The sequence below is a fragment of the Nocardia tengchongensis genome, assembly GCF_054781395.1.
Genome location: NZ_BAAGUM010000001.1, coordinates 386,607 through 402,999, shown reverse-complemented (window position 1 = coordinate 402,999; position 16,393 = coordinate 386,607). Strand labels below are relative to the sequence as shown.

The window sequence follows — 16,393 nt, the reverse complement described above, 5'->3', positions numbered from 1 at the left end:
AATTGCTCGAATTGAGGGATCGATCTCGGTGCCGCGTCCGGGTCGGCCCGAAACCGGTCAGCTCGGTTCGGCGCGCAACGTGATCGTGGTCCAGCCGCCCACATGGATCCGATCGCCGTCCCGCAGCGGGATGGCCGTCTTCGGCGCGATCGGCGTCGGGCTCTCGTTGATGCAGGTGCCGTTCGTGGACCCGAGATCGGTGACCGTGAGCGTCGCGCCCTTGATGTGCAGCATCGCGTGCGAGCGCGAGACCGCGATATCGGCGGGCGCCACCGACAGATCGATCTCGGGGTGCAGGCCCTGCGAGGCGCTGCGCTTGCCGATCAGGACATTGGGGCCCCGCAACGGGATTCGGCGGTCCGGGTAGTAGCCCGGGAACTCGACCCGGTCCAGGTCGGGGCCCTGCTGCGCCTGCATGCGCGCGTAATGCCCGGGATCGGCGGTCACGGTGGCCACCCAGACCGGCCCGCCGTCGAGGTCCGGGGGCTCGCGGATCTCGCCCAGCGTGGCGGCCTCGTGCTCGTCCGGCGCGCCCGGTTCCGGCGCGGGTGGTGGCGGCGGCAGCGCCGAATCGTGGCCGCAGTTCTCGCAGAACCGGCCCTCCGACGGCACCCCGCACGACGGGCACAGGGCCAGGTTCGTGGTGGCGCTGGGCGATCGGCCGCCCACCGGCGCGCCGCAGGTGTCGCAGTAGTCGACGGCGGCGGTCTCGTGCCCGTCGGTGCAGAACGCCATCACGGCTCCTTGCGAACTCGGGCCGTCTTCGTGGATCGCACGTCGAGGGCCATCTCGTCGACCGGATCGACCTTGTTGCGCAGCCGGATGGTGCCGGTCCGCTCGTCGACCACGTCCACCACGCTGAGCAGCAGCTTGGCGGTGTTCTCATTGCCGGAGGCGGTCGCCAGGTGGTAGGCGCGCTGGAGTTTGGCGGTGGCCGTGGCGAAGTCGCCCTGCTTGCGCGCGGTCAGGCCCTCCTGCACGGTCTGGGCCAGCTCGGCTTGGCCGGTGTAGTGGGCGACGCGGCGGCTGATGCGCGCGGACTTGTCGGTGTCGGTGGTCCAGGCGGCCTTGACCAGGCCCTGCCCGAGGATCTCGCCGTCGGCCAGCACGGTGACCCGCGCGGCCAGCTTCTCGCGATCGGCCGCCGCGGGCTCGACATCCAATTGCACGTGATAGTCACGGTCCTCGGCGCCCCAGGAGCCCAGCGCGTACTCGCCGACCTGCGGGCCGGTCTCGATCCGCCGCGCAGTGAGGTCCTCGATGAACGGCGCGACCTGCTTGATGAAGGAGATCCGCGCGCCCACCGGCGTCCACACCCGCAGCGTCAGCTCCGGAATCGCCTTCTCCATTGAGGTTTCCATTATGGTCGCGAAGTCCTGGGCCAGCAGGTCCGCGGTCTTCACGATGTCCACGGTGCCGTGCAGCGCGGAGGCGACGGCGCGCAGCTCGTTCGGGTTCCAGTCCGCGCCGACACCCCGGCAGTCGCAGGTGAAAACGCCTGTCGACAAACCGATTTCCTCGGCCAGCCGCTCGGGCGTCTCGTGCTCGTTCTTGCCGTCGGTGAGCAGGATGGCGTGCACCATGGCGCCCGGATGCTGCTGCGCGATCAGCCGCGAGAGTCCCAGCCAGGTGCCGATGGCGGTGCCGCCGTGCGGGGACAGCCGGTCCAGGGCGCGGCGGGCATTGGCGCGTTCCTGCGGGCTCGCCACCGCGGACGGGCCCTGCGTCGGGAACACCACCTGCGCCTTGTCGGTGCCCTCCACGATCGCGAAACGGGTGCCGTCGGGCATGACGTCCAGGGCGGCCAGCGTGGCGCGCCGCGCGCCGGCGAACTTGTCGCCCCCGCCCATCGATCCGGAGGCGTCGATGATGAGGATCTCGACCCGCGGCGCGGGCGGCACCGACACCACCAGGTCGTCGGTGGCCTCGACGGTCACGATCGCGTCGACCGTGCGGGCGCCGTCGGCGAGGAAGGGGTTCTGGTCGACGGCGACCGAGAGTCCGGTGTGCTCAGCGGAAGTCACGGGGTGTCTCCTGAAGGTGCTAGGGACGGTACAGGGACGAGAGCGACGGTGATGTTGTCCTTGCCGCCCGCGCCGAGCGCGTGTTCCACCAGGGCGCGCGCCGCCGGCAGAGCGGGCAGCGCACTGGTGAAGCGGGACAGGGCCGCCGCCTCCGGGAGGTAGTTCCACAGGCCGTCGCTGCACAGCAGCAGCACGCCGGGCTCGTGGGTGTGCAGGGTCCGCACGCAGGTGGGCGACCACTGGTGTTCGCTGTCGGCGCCCAGCCAGCGGGTCAGCACGTGCGCGTGCGGACCGTCCATGGCGGTGGCCGCGTCCAGCAGGCCGTTGTCGACCATGGCCTGCGCGAGCGTGTCGTCGACGGTGAGGCGCTGCGAGTCGTCGCCGGGCCGCAGCCAATAGGCGCGGCTGTCACCGACATTCGCGACGGTGATCGACGCGCCGCCCTCGGGCCGGAACTGCACGATCGCCGAGACGTAGGTGCACGACGGGGACTTGCCGTCGGGTGAGCCGACCGCCTTGACCGCGTCCGCGGCGGCGGTGAGCCCGGCCAGCGCGCAGTCCTCGGCGGACCGGTCGGCGGCCAGTGCGGCCAGGGTGGCGTCCAGGCCCGCCCGCACCGCCGCGCCCGAGGCCGCCTGTGGGTCCTCGGAGGTCGACACCCCGTCGCAGACCGCGAGCACCGCGGTGGCCGGGCGGTCCGGCGAGGCGCTGTCGACCACCGCCGCGGCAACCGCGTCCTCGTTGCGGGCATGCAGCAGACCACGATCGGTGACCAGGCAGGTGGCGCCCAGATCGGCTTCGAAGCGATCGCGTTCGGGGCCCAGTTCACCGCAGGTGGAGCAGTAGCCGTCCGGATCGAACGCGGTGCCCCCGCAGCCGGTGCAATCCGGCGCGGGACCGGCGTCGAAGCCGTCCGGGCCCGCGGTCGTGGCGCGGGCGTTGCGCGCGGCCTCGGCGACCGGCACCGTCGACCCGGAGCCGGGCCGGAACTCCCTGGGCGGCAGGGCGATCAACCGGATGCCCAGCTTGCTCCCGCACGCCTCGCAGAAGCGGTCGGTGTCGGCGGCGAAGGTGCCGCACTGCGGGCAGCGCGCGGTCACAGCAGCGTCCTCGGGCGCACGGCATTGGCCTGTTCGACCAGGGCGATCCGCTCCCACATGTCGTCGGTCTCGTGCGCGAGGTCGCGATAGCAGCGTTCCAAACCGGTCCGTACCCCTTGTTGATCGAGCGCCACCCCCAGCAGCGGGGAGTGGTCGGTGGGCACCCTGCCCAGGCGCAGCCAGCGCAGCGCCGCGTCCAGGACCCGCAGCCGGGCCTGCGCGGCACGGCGTTTCGAGTCCAGGGTCAGCTTGCCGATGCGGGCGCCGGCGTCGCGCAGCACCTGCTCGGTGAGCTCGGCGGGATCGCTGACGACCAGCAAGGTCTCCACCGCGGTGACCCCCGCCTCGGTGTACACCGCCGAGGCGGCGTCGACCTGATCGAGCACCGCCACCGCGCCGGCGCTGTCGCCGGCCGCGCGTCGCAGCCGAGCCGCGCCGAACGCGGCGCTGGTGAAGGCGTGGTCGGTGCGCCACACCAGCTCGTAATAGGTTGTGGCGAGGGCGGACGCGGCGTCCTCGCCGTCGGAGGCCAGCAGTTCGGCGGTGACGGCGAGCGCCAGTTTCGGGGCGGCCTCGCCCGGCAGCGCGCTGTAGAGGGCGTCGAATTCGGCTACGGCGGTGGCCCAGTCGTGTTGCAGCAGCCGGGCCTGGCCGGCGAACCAGGTGAGCCGCCAGTCGCCGGCCAGGGTGGCCTCCACCGCGTCGAGGCGGCGCAGGGCGTCGTCGGGATCGCCGAATTCCAATGCGGCACGGATCAGTCGGAGCGGAATCTCCACCGACTCGGCCTGGCCGGTGACCACCGACTGCAATCCGGCGTTGATCTCGCGCTCGAGGTCCTCCGGGGTGACCGCGCCGCTCGCGGCGAGCAGCGCGGCGCCGCTGTCGCTCGGATCGACCAGCGGGACCGGCAGTGCGGCGATGATGTCGCGCGGGTCGCCCGGCAGCCGGTCGCCGACGCCGAACACCCCGCGCGGCGGGCCGAACCGGGTGGACAGGCCCGGCCGCGGGCGGCCGTCCTCCTCGGCCAGCACCTCGCGCAGGACACCGGTGAGCTGATCGCCCATCTCGGTCATCGAGGTGAAGCGGGCGTCGGGGTCGGCATCGGTGGCGCGCACCAGGAATCGGTACAGCGACTCGTGGCGGGCCAGCACCGCCTCGGTGTCCGGACCGGGCAGCGGCCCGAGCTCGTTGTTCACCGGCGGGATCCGCATGATCAGCGCGGCCAGCGTGCGGCCCACCGTGTACACCTCGGAGGCGACCGTCGGACCGGTCTGCGCGATCTCCTTGGCCTGATAACCCGGTGTGCCGTAGATGGTTTCGTTCTGATCGTGCAGGCCGATCACCGCGCCCAGGTCGATGAGCTTGAGCTGCTCCTCGGTCTGCATTACGTTGTCGGGCTTGAAATCGCAGTAGGCCAGGCCGCGATCGTGCAGGTACTCCAGCGCGGGCAGCATCTCCAGGATGTAGGCGATGGCGCGCGCGGGGCGCAGATACTGCTGATCGGCGGTGCGCTGCTCGCGCAGAATCTGTTTGAGCGACTTGCCGCCCACGTACTCCATGACGATGTAGCCGACCGGCTTGCCGTCGGGGCCGGTGTCCTCGGCGAAGTTGTAGATCCGCACGATATTCGGGTGATCGACCTGCGCGAGGAACCGCTTCTCGGCCACCGCGGCCCGCATGGCGTCCGCATCGCCGGTATTGAGCAGACCCTTGAGCACCACCGGCCGATCGTCGACCTTGTGGTCGACCGCCAGGTAGATCCAGCCCAGGCCGCCGTGCGCCAGCGGGCCCAGCACCTCGTACTGGCCGCCCACCACATCGGTGTGGGACAGCTTGGGGGTGAAGGAGAATCGGGTGCCGCAGTGGGCGCAGAAACCCTCGGTGCGACCGGGCGCGCCCTCGCGGCTGCGGCCGACAGGGCGGCCGCACTTGCCGCAATCACGGTGGTGCTCGGGCACTTCCGGATCGGCGAGCACCGCCTCGGCCGGGTCGCGGCGGGGGACCGACGGGACCTTCACCATGCCCGCGCCCAGCCGGCCGCGACTGGCGCCGGTGGATCCGGAACGGCCGGTGCGGACCGAGCGTCCGCTGCGCGAGGCGCGGCCGGTCGAGATGGAGCCCGCGCCGGTGGTGGCCGCCACGCTCGCCTGCGCGGTGGTGGCCATCGCGGACGGGGGAGCGGGGGCGCTGCCGCACACATCGCAGTAGCCGTCGAGAATCGTTCCGGTGCAACCGGGTTCGGTGCAGCTGCCGGATGTGGCAGCGTTGCCGAGGTCGGGGTCGCCCGTGTTGGCGCCCGTCGTGCCGGTGACAGTTCCGGCCGTCCCGGTGCCGCTGTGCGCGGTCCCGGTCGCGGCGTTGGCTGTGCCGGTGGTGGCGTTCGTCGCGCCGGCGGTGTGCGCCGACATGGTCGCCTGGTGCGTGGCGGCCGCCGGGTTCGGGGCGGTGCCGCAGACGGTGCAGTATCCGTCCTCGATGGTCCCGGTGCAGCCGGGCTCGGTGCAGTTCATGATCGCCTCCCCGATTTCTGCGCGATGAGCTGGCGGTAGTCCGTGATGGCGCGGGTGACCGCGGCCAGGTCGCAGGGCCGGCGGGCGAGCAGCCCGGCGGCGATTCGGCTGGAGGCCAGCACATCCTGTTCCTCGCTGACGCCCAGGCGGGCGGCCTTGGCGCGGTAGGAGCTGAATCGGCCCTTCAGTTCCAGCCGCCGGTCGAGCAGGCCCTGCGCGAGTTGTTCGTTGCGGGCGGCGGCGTCGAGCGTGGCGGCGATGCGCCGGCGCAGCTCCCACAGCGCCGCCGGCGCGGGCGGATTGGCTTCCAGCGCGGTCAGTTCCGCGCTGTAGACGGCGCTCTCGTCGGGCTGTCGGGGCAGCGGCGCGGCCAGGATGATGGTCTCCACCTCCGCGCGCGCGTGGTCGGCCCGCGCATAGGTCTTGCGCAGCACGTCGATCAGCGTCCGCACCCGCTCGACCGCGGTGTCCCAGTCCGCGGCCATGGCCCGCAGGTCGGCCAGGACCGTCGCGGCCTCGCGCATGCGCCGGGACAGTTCGGTCAGCTTGCGCTCGACTACCTCGGGCCCCAGGGCGAGCGGATCGGTGGCGACCTGGACCGACAACTCGTCGATCTCGGTTGCCAGCGCCCGTAATTGCGGCAGCGAGGTGCCGATGCGGTCCAGTTCCGCGCGTAGCGGCGCGACCTCGGTCATGACCCGCCCGTTGACCGCGTCCACCGCCTCGAGCACCTGCACCACCACGGGGAAGGCCGCGCGCATGCGGTCCAGCATCTCCGCGATGCCGATCAGCTCGACCTGCTCGCGCGGTCCGCCCAGCGAGCGCTGCGACATGGGAATCATGGTGCGCGCCAGCTCGACCGGCTGCCCGCGCAGCAGCCGGGTCAGCTCCTCGCGATCGAGCGCGTCGAGCCGCCGCCGGGCCCGTGCGGTGCGCGCCTGGTCCAGCACGGCGGTCAGCCGGCCGAAGTCCTCCCACATCAGCTCCAGCGCGGCTCGCGCCGGGGCCCAGCGCTGCTCGGTCACGCCGGTCGGCGGAAACCGGCGCAGCAGCACCAGACCCGGATGTTTGTCCAGCTCCACCAACGTGGCGGCGATGATCTCGATCTCGCGGGCACGTTCGGCGATGTCGCGATCGATCTCGGCGACGCTGAGAACGTGCCCAGGATTCCCCTGCATGACCGAGCTCAATCGCTGTACTTGGGCGCCGGGGGACCGTTGGACGGCCCGAGCACGCTCAGCCGCTGGTTGTAGAGCCGCTGCCAGGTGCCGTCGGAACGCACCCGCTCCAGCACGCCGTTGACGAAGCGCACGAAATCGGTGGCCTGCTGCTGGATTCCGATGGCGTAGGAGTCCGAGGCCATGGCGTCGCCGACCACTTCGAGATTCGGGTCCTGGATCTTGAGGCCGTACAGCAGCGGCAGGTCGGTGCTCGCGGCGTCGACCTCGCCCTGCTGCAGTGCGGTCAGGCAGTCCAGCCAGTTCTCGATGCCGATCACGATGGGCCGCTGCGGGAGCGCGAAGACGGCGTCCAGGGTGGTCGAATTCGGGATGCCGCACACCTTCTTGCCGCCCAGGTCCGCGGCCGAGTGGATGCCGGAGCCCTTGGTCACCAGGACCCGCTGGTCGGTCTCGAAGTAGACCGACGAGAACTGGATGTCCTTGCGGCGCGCGCAGGTCGCGCTGAAGCTCTGCACCACCATGTCGACCTGGCCCTTGGTCAGCGCCTGCACCCGGTTCGAGGTCTCGATCGGCTTGAGCTCCACCCGGTTCGGGTCACCGAACAGGTCCCGGGCCACCTCGCGCGCCAGATCGATGTCGAAGCCCTCGATCTCGCCGGTGGCCGGATTGCGGTAGCCGAACAGGAATTCGTTCTGGTTCACCCCGACCCGGATCTTGCCGCTGGCGACGATCGCCGCCATGGTCGATCCTGCGGGCATGGCGCCCGGCTGCGGTTGCGCGCCCTGGGGACGCAGGCTCGCGGTCGGATTGCAGGCCTGATCGGTGCGCTGATTGGGGGCGCCGGTGAGCACCGTCGCGCCCGCCGGCAGCCGGTTCTCGGCCGGCAACTGAAAGGGCGCGGCCTCCGGCGTCGCACCGCACGCGGCGGCCAGCAGCGCCACCGCCGCCACCACCAGCATCCGCATCCGCTTCACAGGAACTCCTTCAACCGCGGCCACACCCCGACGACGATGGCGCCCGCCGCAGCCACCAGCAGTGCCAGCGTGCCCCACGGGCTGAGGGTGAGAGCATTTCCGGCCGTGTTCACATCGTCGCGCACTTCCTGGCGGGTGCGCTCGAGTTCGGTGTTCAAGGCGGTGTCGAGCGCGGCGAACTGGGCCGCCGAGCCCGTGCCGTCGGCCTTGAGCGACTGGTCGACCGCCCCGCGATAGTTGTTGCTCAGGAACGCGGCGACTTCCTTGCGATGGCCGTCCTGCCAGCCGGAGAACGCCTTCGAGGCCGGTGAATCGGCGCTGACCAGGTCGGACAGATCCGACCGGAGCTTGTCGCTGCCCTGGGCGAAGCGCTGCTCGCTGGCGCTGATGTCGCTGCGGGTGATCAGCTGCAGGGTCTCCTCGGTGCGGGCCTGCTGGGCGAGAATCCGCGCCTGCGCGAGCTTCTCGAACCGGGCGGTCGCCCCGGTGTCGATCGACGCCGAGGCCGCGATGGTGGTGGCCAGGATCCACAGCAGCGCCACCACGGTCAGACCCGCGGCCGCGACCACGCCCGGATTGATCCACCGGTTGGTGCGAGCCACCAGCAGCCACGATCCGTAGCCGCAGGCCGCGAGGAGCAGGACCAGCACGCCGACGCTCCACAGCGGCAGGCCGGTGATGGCGCGCTGATCGCGGTGCAGCTGGTCCAGCCGGATGCCTTCCAGTTCGGCCGCGTTCTTCAGCAGGGAGCCCTGCATGAGCGCCGAGGCCTGGCGCAGGTAGGCCGAGCCGACGGGCAGGCCCTGCCGGTTATTGGCCCGGGCCGCCTCGACATAGCCGGTGTAACTGGGCAATTCGGCCGCGATCTTGCCGAGGATGGTGCGGGTCTCGTTGTCGGAGGCGCCGGTGGTGGCCTCCGCGAGGGCGGCCGCCGCGTCGGTGAGCGCGTTCTCGTAGCGGGTGCGGACCTCGGACGATTCGATGCCGCCGGACAGGTACGCGGTGGAGGCCGCGGCGTCGGCGGTGGACAGTGCCACGTAGAGCCGTTGCGCGGCATTGGCCAGTGGCTCGGTGTGGGCCAGCACGGTGTCGTGGCGAGAGAGTTTGGCGCTCTGCTGATTCGCCGACACTCCCGCGCCGATCAGGGCGAGCACCGCGAGGGCCGCGCCCACCGCCGCGATGACACCCGGTGCGGTGCGCGCCAGGCGTCGCGTCCATTCCGCGGCATTGCGAATGGTCGCCGGTAAGCGACTCCTCAACTCCGATTCCCCCGTTCGACCGGCCGGTTCTCCCCGTATGGCCAGATCGTACGGGAGTGATCGCGGGCTGTCGATCGAGTTCCGACCGGTTGGAATTCGATTGCCGAGCTCGCGATTTCGAATGTCCGCGCATTCATGACCGGACCGTGAAATCCAGATTTAACCGCGGGTAATCGCCGGGAAACGTTACGGCACAACACTTGGTTCACCCGATGTGACCTCAGACACCTTATGTCACAACGTCATTAGTGCTGGAGCGAGTCTGGTGCCTGCCCGCTCCGCGGTGAGGTAGCGCTGAAACAATGTCACCGTATCCCGACTGGCTCAACCCCGGCGACAATGCCTGGCAGTTGGTAGCCGCGACTCTCGTCGGCCTGATGAGCATACCCGGAATCGCGATCTTGTACGGCGGTCTGGTGCAACGCAAATGGGCCGTCAACACCATGCTCATGGCATTCACCGGATTCTCGCTGGTCCTGGTGGTGTGGGTGCTGTGGGGCTTCAAGATGGGATTCGGCGAACCCGTCCGGATCGGGCCCGGAATTCTGCGGGCCGCCATCGGCAAGCCGCACACCGTGCTCGGCTCGAATAATCAAGAACAGGCAGCGATTCCGCTGCTCGACGGGCTCATGCCGAACTTCCGCTTCTCCCAGACGACTCTCGTTTACTTCCAGTTCGTGTTCGCGGCGATCACCCCATTGCTGTTCCTGGGCAGCGTGATCGGCCGCATCAATTTCAAGGTCTGGCTGATTTTCGTCCCGCTGTGGTCGACGCTGGCGTATTCGGTCAACGCCTTCCTGATCTGGGGCGGCGGCTGGTGGTCGCAGATGGGAGCGCTCGACTACTCCGGCGGCTACGTCATCCATCTGGCCGCGGGGACCACGGGATTCGTGGCGGCGGCGGTCATCGGTCCGCGACTGGCGCGCGACCGCGAACGCGCGGTGCCCAACAATCTGCCCATGGCCGCGGCCGGGGCGGGCATCCTGTGGCTGGGGTGGAACGGATTCAACGGCGGCGACCCGTACTTCGCGGGCGCGGATGCCTCACTGGCGGTGATCAATACGAATCTGGCCACCGCGTGCGCCGTGCTGACCTGGGTCGTGTGGGACATGCTGGCCGGCCCGTCGCGGCGACCCAACTTCCTGGGCGCGGTCAACGGCATGATCGCTGGGCTGGTCGCCATCACCCCGGCGGCCGGTTTCGTGAACAGCTTCGGGGCCATGGTGATCGGGCTGATCGCCTCGACGCTGGTATGGCTGTCCTGGAACAAGCTGGGCCGCACCAAGCTGTTCCGGAAGGTCGACGACACCCTCGGGGTGGTGCACACCCACGGCGTGGCCGGGCTGGCGGGCGGGCTGCTGGTCGGGGTGTTCGCCGATCCGCACATCCGGGTGTATCTGGGCACCGGCGGGGCCGCGGACGCGACCTACGGCGGCTGGCTCTACGGGCACAATCCGAAACTGCTGCTCTGGCAGGCGGGTGCCGCGGCGACGGTGATCGTGTGGGACGCGTTCGTCACCTTCGCGATCCTGAAGATACTGAGCCTGTTCATGAGCCTGCGCATGCCGGATGCGGTCCTCGAAGTGGGCGACGTCGCGGCGCACGAGGAGGAGGCCTACCCGGACGACTCGCTCGTGCACGCGCCACCGGTGCGGAAACCGCCGGTGCGCGCGCAGGCGCCACTCGCGCAGGACGGTGAAGCGGGGGTCCCGGTCGAGGAAACCTGAAACCGAGGCCGCCGCGACTCGGCGGCATGATCGGTGCCCGCATCGCCCTACCGGTTCAGGCCGGCAGGGCGATGTGCGGGTCGTTCGAGCGGTACGGCTCGGCGTGGGGGCCGGTGGCCAGGCCGCGCAGGACGGTGGCGAGGGCGTGCTGGATGGCCGCTTCCCGGTCGGCGTCGGTGGCGTCGGCAAGGGGAGCGTCGATGAGCAGCGTCGCCAGGCCGTGGACGGCCGCCCAGGCGGTGAATTCGGCGCCCGGGCGCTGGCGGGGGTCCATGAAGCCCACGGTGACCAGGGCGTCCAGGCCGACACCGATCAGCTGGAAGATCGGGTCCTCGGTGACGTCCTTGTCGATGTCGATGTCGGTGGCGCAGAAGGCGGTTCGGAACAGGCCGCGTTCGCGGTCGGCGTATTCGATGTAGGCGCGGCCGGCGGTCGCCAACTGGGCAATGGCGGTGGCGGTCGGGTCGGATTGTTGCGGAACGCTTTTCATCGCGGTGTCGAGGGCCTCGAACAGGGCCTCGGCGGCCTGGTCGTGGACGGCGGCGAGCAGTTCCTCGTGTCCGTTGAAGTGGCGGTAGGCGGCCGTGGCGGTCACGCCGACGGCGCGGGCCGCGGCGCGCACGGTGACGGCGGTGGGGCCGCCGATCTCGGCGAGCTGTGCGGAGGCGCGAACGAGGGCATTGCGCAGGTCCCCGTGGTGGTAGGGGGCCTCGCGAGCGGGTCGTTGCGGCGCGTCGTCTGTGATGGCCACGACATTGATGTTGACACCTGTACAGATTCGGGGGCAAGTTAACACCCATAAAGTTCACACCTGTCAACATCTGTCTTCTCGAGGGGAATCAACCATGAGCGCAGTGCTGGGGAGGATCGGCGACCTCGCGTTCCGACGCCGTGGCCTGGTCGTCTCGATCTGGATCGCAGTGCTGATCGCCGTGGTCGGTGGCGCCGCCGCCGCGGGCGGCCACCTCGACGACCGGTTCACCGTGCCCGGGGCCGAATCGCAGCACGCGCTGGATACCTTGACCGAGACCGCGCCGGGTGCGGCCGGGGCCACGGCGCAACTGGTCTTCACCGCGCCGCCGGGTCATCTCATCTCCGAGGCGCCCTATCGCGCGGCCATCGCTCACACCCTGGCGGACGCCGGAACCGCGGCCGGCGCGGTCGGGGTCACCACACCGCAGCAGGCGGGAACGATCTCACCCGACCAGCGGACCGCGGTCGCGATGGTGTCCTTCGCCGGTGACCGCTCCCAGGTGAGCACCGATGCCCGCGCGACCGTGGAGCGGTCGGCGGATTCTGCGCGTGACGCCGGACTTGATGTTTCGGTCGGCGGCACCGTGTACGGCGTCGGCGACATGCAACCGGGCATTACCGAAGTCCTCGGACTGGGTGTGGCCGTGCTCGTGCTGCTGATCACCTTCGGTTCGCTGCTGGCCGCCGGAATGCCGTTGCTGTCGGCGATCTTCGGCATCGCTGTCACGGTGGGCGGGCTGCTGGGGGTGGCCGCGGTCACGCCGGTGTCCTCGACCGCGTTGACGCTGGCGCTCATGCTCGGGCTGGCGGTCGGGATCGACTACGCGTTGTTCATCCTGTCGCGGCATCGGTCGCAACTGGCGGCGGGGCTCGCACCCCGGGAATCGGTCATCCGGGCCAATCAGACCGCGGGCAGCGCCGTCGTTTTCGCCGGCGTCACGGTGATCATCGCGCTGGCGGCGTTGAGCGTCATCGGGATTCCGTTCCTGACCGTCATGGGCCTGGCCGCCTCGGGCGCGGTGCTGGTCGCCGTGGCGGTGGCGATCACGCTGCTGCCCGCGCTGGCCGGGTTCGCCGGTCATCGACTGGCTCCGCGCGCCGGGTCGCGGGCCCAGCGCCGGGCCACGGCCACCGGCGCCAACAGCATGGGCGCGCGCTGGGCTCGGCTGGTCACCGCGCGGCCGATCCTGACGGTGGCGGCGGTGACGGGTGCGCTGATCGTGCTGGCGATTCCCGTAGCCTCCCTGCGAATGGCGCTGCCCGACAACGGATCCGCGGCCGCCGCGACCGGACAGCGGCAGGCCTACGACACCATCGCCGAGAAGTTCGGTCCCGGCTTCAACGGCCCGCTCGTTGTTGTTGTCGATGCCGACGGCGATGCCGGAGCGGCCGTGCGTGTGGCCGAGACGGTACGCAAGCTGCCGAACGTCGCCTACGTGGCCGCGCCGCAGCCGACCCTGCGGCGCGGGCAGTCGCTGGTCATGGCCGTTCCGGCGAGCGCGCCGGAAACCCGGCAGACCGCCGACCTCGTGCACGCCATCCGCGATCAGGCGCCCGCCGCGGTCCCCGGCGTCCGGGTGGCCGTCACCGGCAATACGGCGGTCACCATCGATGTCTCGCAACGGCTCTCGGCGTCGCTGCTCCCGTTCCTCGGCGTCGTGGTCGGCCTGAGCCTGCTGCTGTTGATCGTGGTGTTCCGCTCGATCGCGGTGCCGGTGAAGGCGGCGCTGACCTTCCTGCTGTCGGTCGCGGCCGCGCTCGGCACGACGGTGGCGGTGTTCCAATGGGGTTGGGCGGCAGACCTGCTCGGCGTCGCGAAGACCGGTCCGCTGGTCGCGTTCCTGCCGATCATCCTGGTGGGCGTGCTGTTCGGGCTGGCCATGGACTACGAGGTGTTCCTGGTCTCCGGCATCCGTGAACAATGGCTGCACGATGGCGACGCTATGGCGTCGATCGTCGAAGGCACCCGGCACAATGCCCGGGTGGTCACGGCGGCGGCCTCCATCATGGTCGTGGTCTTCGCCTCGTTCGTGCCGACCGACGACGCCATGATCAAGCCGATCGCCTTCGCGCTGGCCGTGGGTGTGCTGGTGGACGCGTTCGCGGTGCGGCTGACCCTGGTCCCCGCCGTGCTGGCCCTGCTGGGCCGCGCCGCGTGGTGGCTGCCGCGCCGCCTCGACCGGATTCTTCCGGCGCTGCATATCGAAGGGCCGCACGAGGATTCGCAGGACCGCGAGGAACAGCGCCGGCCCGAGCCGGTCGCGGTCTGACCGACCGGAACGTCAGGCGGGCTGCCACAGTTCGATGCGGTTGCCCGCCGGATCGGTGACCCACCCGAACCGGCCGACGCCCTCCATCTCCTGGGTCTCCTCGGCGACATCGGCTCCCTTGGCCCGCAATTGGGCGAGCATCGCGTCCAGGTTCTCGACCCGGAAGTTGAGCATCGTCTGCTGGCCCGGGGAGCCGAAGTAGTCGGTGTCGGCGGGAAAGGTCGCGAACACGGTCGGTCCGGGTTCCTGCCGCCACAGGCCGTGCTCGTCGGCGTTCAGGCCCAGATATTCGCGGTACCAGGCGCCGAGACCCTCGGGGTCCGTGGCGCGCAGGAAGTATCCGCCGATGCCGACCACACGTTCCATGCCGCCATCATGCCGGGCCGGGCAGGTGGGAGGTTGCCGCCACTCCGGGCGGGTGCGAACGGCTTACGGCTGAACCAGGGCGGCGAGGATTTCCTCGGTGGTGGCGGTTCTGCCGAGGCGGGGGAAGATCTTTTCGGTGGAGTGGGTGTGGGAGGCCGGGTCTCGGTCGGAGGTGGCGTCGGTGGCTATGACGACGTTGTAAGCGTGTTCGTGGGCGGCGCGGGCGGTGGATTCGACGCCGATGCTGGTGGAGATGCCGGTGAGGACGATGGTGGTGATGCCGCGGCGGCGGAGCTGGAGGTCGAGGTCGGTGCCGTGGAAGGCGCCCCACTGGTGCTTGGTGATGCGGATGTCGGTGGGGTGGGGGTCGAGGTCGTCGAGGAGTTCGTCCCAGCCCGGGGGTGGGGTGAAGGCGCCGGTGGGTTGCATGGTGCGGCCCGGGGGCATGTCGGCGCCGTCGGGGGAGAAGGAGACTCGGACCAGGACGACGGGGAGGCCCTGTGCCCGGAAGGCTTTCGCCAGGGCCGCGGAGCGGCCGATCACGTCGTCGGTGGAGTGCGGCTGGGTGGGGGCTGCCACCACGCCGCGTTGCAGGTCGATGACGACCAGGGCGGAAGTGGGGTCCACAAGGGTGTCCGTCACAGGGCGATCCTTCACTGGGAGTGGGGAATTCGGTCAGTCCTCGACCAGGCGGGCGAGCAGCGGGATCGCGGTGATCAGTGAATCCTGTTCCGCGGGAGAGAGTTTGGTGGTGATGGCGGTGGCCAGCCAGTCCTCTTTGGCGTGGTGGGCCAGGGTCAGCAGGCGCCTGCCCTCGTCCGACAACGACAGCAGGACCTGACGTTGGTCGGTGGGGTGGGGTGCTCGCGTGACCAGGCCGCGCTCCTCGAGGGTCGCGAGGGTGGTGCGCATGGACTGGGGGCGGACGCGCTCGGCCCGGGCCAGATCGGCCACCGACAGGGGGCCATCGGTGCCGAGCCGGCTCAGGGCCACGGCCTGGGAGGGGGTCATCTCGATGCCGGCGCGGGCGGATCGCAGATGCCGCAGCAGGCGACTGGCCGCCACGCGGAGTTCGCTCGCGGCGGCGGCCACGTCGGCGGCTGATCCGGCCCTTCTGGTCGCGCTCACCCTCCCAGGGTGGCACAGGGCAGAAAGACTTGCAAGTTTACCTGTCTAATTTGGTGGGTGCTGTGACGGCCGCGAGGCGGTCACGGAGGAATTCGGTGATCGTCGTGCGGGCGGGTTTCGCCTGCGGCACCAAGCCGGGCATGGTGATGAAGGCGTGTGTCGCGCCGGGGTATTCGGCGACTTCGACCGGAGTGCCGGACGCGCGCAGCCGCTCGGCGTACCGGCGGCCGTGGTCGGCCAGCGGGTCCAAGGTCGGGATCACGACCAGTGCCGGGGGCAGACCGCCGAGATCGTCGGCATACAGGGGTGAGAAGGGACGCGGGTCACCGTCCGGGGGCAGGGCCAGCTTCCGGAACAGCTTCAGCCGCGCGAGATTCAGGGTGGGAGTGTCGGGGTAGTGGGCCATCGACGGGTAGTCGTACATGGTGTCGGTCAGGTCGCAGGCGGGGTTGGTCAGCACTTGCGCCCGCAGGGGCAGGCCGGTTGCCGTGGCGCGGATCGCGGTGATAGCGGTGATGAGTGCACCGGCGCTCTCACCCGCGAGGAGGATCCGCGCCGGGTCGATTCCCCAGTCGCCGGGTTTATTCACGATGTGCTGCAACATGTCCCAGTTGTCGTCGACAGCCGCCGCGAGCCCGATCCCGGGCCCGAGCAGGCGGTGCTCCACCGACACGACGACGGCGGGCAGCCGGGCGGCGAGATGACTGTTGCCCCAATCGCATTGGGCTGCGGTCCCGGCGAAACCGCCACCGTGCACCTGCAACACCAGGGGCAGCGCGGCATCGCCCGAGGTAGCGGGGCGGTACACGCGGACACGGACCACCCGATCGGCCAGCGCCACGTCCTGCCACTCGATGGTGGTGCCGCGCACCGGGAATCCGGTGATGACCCGCAGGTATCGCGAGCCCGCCAGCCGGTTCGCCGCGTCGCGGTGGGTGATCACCTCCTCCAGGCTGAGAGCTTCCCAATCCGGGTCCTTGCGGAGTGCGTGCAGCAGCCGGATGCCGCGCGGCGGCCGATCGAACGCGTGCGCCTGGTTCTTGTCGTTTCTGGACATGAATCCCAGGATCGGCGGCCGGTGGGGCCGTGTATTGGAGAAAT

The 16,393-nt window shown here is 70.5% G+C and carries 14 protein-coding genes; 2 read left to right on the top strand and 12 right to left on the bottom strand.

Annotation, left to right across the window (positions count from 1 at the left end; genetic code table 11):
• Positions 1-57: 57 nt before the first annotated feature.
• From ACYVKL_RS01910 to ACYVKL_RS01880, 7 genes are read right to left on the bottom strand one after another with little or no spacing between them, the layout of a single operon-like run.
• A complete protein-coding gene (locus ACYVKL_RS01910) occupies positions 58-735 on the bottom strand; it encodes an FHA domain-containing protein (protein ID WP_379170522.1) in 678 nt (225 codons plus the stop codon).
• Positions 735-2,024, bottom strand: a complete 1,290-nt coding sequence (locus ACYVKL_RS01905) for a vWA domain-containing protein (protein ID WP_379170520.1) — start codon at positions 2,022-2,024, stop codon at positions 735-737. The genes ACYVKL_RS01910 and ACYVKL_RS01905 overlap by 1 nt, the downstream gene beginning before the upstream one ends.
• Complete coding sequence (locus ACYVKL_RS01900) at positions 2,021-3,124, bottom strand: PP2C family protein-serine/threonine phosphatase (protein ID WP_379170518.1); 1,104 nt, start codon at positions 3,122-3,124, stop codon at positions 2,021-2,023. The genes ACYVKL_RS01905 and ACYVKL_RS01900 overlap by 4 nt, the downstream gene beginning before the upstream one ends.
• On the bottom strand, positions 3,121-5,634 hold the full coding sequence (locus tag ACYVKL_RS01895; RefSeq protein WP_379170516.1) for a serine/threonine-protein kinase: 2,514 nt from the start codon (positions 5,632-5,634) through the stop codon (positions 3,121-3,123). The genes ACYVKL_RS01900 and ACYVKL_RS01895 overlap by 4 nt, the downstream gene beginning before the upstream one ends.
• Positions 5,631-6,812, bottom strand: coding sequence for a hypothetical protein (locus ACYVKL_RS01890; RefSeq protein WP_379170514.1), 1,182 nt, complete (start codon positions 6,810-6,812; stop codon positions 5,631-5,633). Before ACYVKL_RS01890 ends, ACYVKL_RS01895 begins: the two co-directional genes overlap by 4 nt.
• 8 nt (positions 6,813-6,820) lie before the next feature.
• Positions 6,821-7,780 (bottom strand): glutamate ABC transporter substrate-binding protein, encoded by a 960-nt coding sequence (locus ACYVKL_RS01885; RefSeq protein ID WP_379170670.1) that lies wholly within the window; start codon positions 7,778-7,780, stop codon positions 6,821-6,823.
• 5 nt (positions 7,781-7,785) lie between these two features.
• Positions 7,786-9,048, bottom strand: coding sequence for a hypothetical protein (locus ACYVKL_RS01880; protein ID WP_357201370.1), 1,263 nt, complete (start codon positions 9,046-9,048; stop codon positions 7,786-7,788).
• 302 nt (positions 9,049-9,350) lie between these two features.
• Between ACYVKL_RS01880 and ACYVKL_RS01875 the strand changes: the two genes are divergently transcribed.
• A complete protein-coding gene (locus ACYVKL_RS01875; RefSeq protein WP_379170511.1) occupies positions 9,351-10,775 on the top strand; it encodes an ammonium transporter in 1,425 nt (474 codons plus the stop codon).
• A gap of 55 nt (positions 10,776-10,830) precedes the next feature.
• Here ACYVKL_RS01875 and ACYVKL_RS01870 read toward each other — a convergent pair whose 3' ends face one another.
• Entirely contained in the window at positions 10,831-11,526 is a 696-nt protein-coding gene (locus ACYVKL_RS01870) for a TetR/AcrR family transcriptional regulator (protein ID WP_379170509.1), read from the bottom strand.
• A 94-nt stretch (positions 11,527-11,620) separates the two neighbouring features.
• On the opposite strand from ACYVKL_RS01870, the gene ACYVKL_RS01865 reads away from it, so the two are divergent.
• Positions 11,621-13,798, top strand: a complete 2,178-nt coding sequence (locus ACYVKL_RS01865) for an MMPL family transporter (RefSeq protein ID WP_379170507.1) — start codon at positions 11,621-11,623, stop codon at positions 13,796-13,798.
• 12 nt (positions 13,799-13,810) lie between these two features.
• Here ACYVKL_RS01865 and ACYVKL_RS01860 read toward each other — a convergent pair whose 3' ends face one another.
• The 4 genes from ACYVKL_RS01860 to ACYVKL_RS01845 form a co-directional block, all read right to left on the bottom strand.
• The gene (locus tag ACYVKL_RS01860; protein WP_379170506.1) at positions 13,811-14,164 is read right to left on the bottom strand and encodes a VOC family protein; all 354 of its coding nucleotides are present in this window, start codon (positions 14,162-14,164) and stop codon (positions 13,811-13,813) included.
• A gap of 63 nt (positions 14,165-14,227) precedes the next feature.
• Entirely contained in the window at positions 14,228-14,806 is a 579-nt protein-coding gene (locus tag ACYVKL_RS01855; RefSeq protein ID WP_379170504.1) for a hydrolase, read from the bottom strand.
• 33 nt (positions 14,807-14,839) lie between these two features.
• Positions 14,840-15,292, bottom strand: a complete 453-nt coding sequence (locus ACYVKL_RS01850; protein WP_379170502.1) for a MarR family winged helix-turn-helix transcriptional regulator — start codon at positions 15,290-15,292, stop codon at positions 14,840-14,842.
• A 37-nt stretch (positions 15,293-15,329) separates the two neighbouring features.
• A complete protein-coding gene (locus ACYVKL_RS01845; protein ID WP_379170500.1) occupies positions 15,330-16,349 on the bottom strand; it encodes an alpha/beta hydrolase in 1,020 nt (339 codons plus the stop codon).
• Positions 16,350-16,393: the final 44 nt, after the last annotated feature.

What these genes read in the sequence shown, in the direction of transcription:
- ACYVKL_RS01885 (WP_379170670.1), bottom strand. Translation starts at nt 7,780, where the DNA reads ATGCGGATGCTGGTGGTGGCGGCGGTGGCGCTGCTGGCCGCCGCGTGC.
- ACYVKL_RS01845 (WP_379170500.1), bottom strand. Translation starts at nt 16,349, where the DNA reads ATGTCCAGAAACGACAAGAACCAGGCGCACGCGTTCGATCGGCCGCCG.
- ACYVKL_RS01875 (WP_379170511.1), top strand. Translation starts at nt 9,351, where the DNA reads ATGTCACCGTATCCCGACTGGCTCAACCCCGGCGACAATGCCTGGCAG.
- ACYVKL_RS01890 (WP_379170514.1), bottom strand. Translation starts at nt 6,812, where the DNA reads ATGCAGGGGAATCCTGGGCACGTTCTCAGCGTCGCCGAGATCGATCGC.
- ACYVKL_RS01910 (WP_379170522.1), bottom strand. Translation starts at nt 735, where the DNA reads ATGGCGTTCTGCACCGACGGGCACGAGACCGCCGCCGTCGACTACTGC.
- ACYVKL_RS01895 (WP_379170516.1), bottom strand. Translation starts at nt 5,634, where the DNA reads ATGAACTGCACCGAGCCCGGCTGCACCGGGACCATCGAGGACGGATAC.
- ACYVKL_RS01860 (WP_379170506.1), bottom strand. Translation starts at nt 14,164, where the DNA reads ATGGAACGTGTGGTCGGCATCGGCGGATACTTCCTGCGCGCCACGGAC.
- ACYVKL_RS01865 (WP_379170507.1), top strand. Translation starts at nt 11,621, where the DNA reads ATGAGCGCAGTGCTGGGGAGGATCGGCGACCTCGCGTTCCGACGCCGT.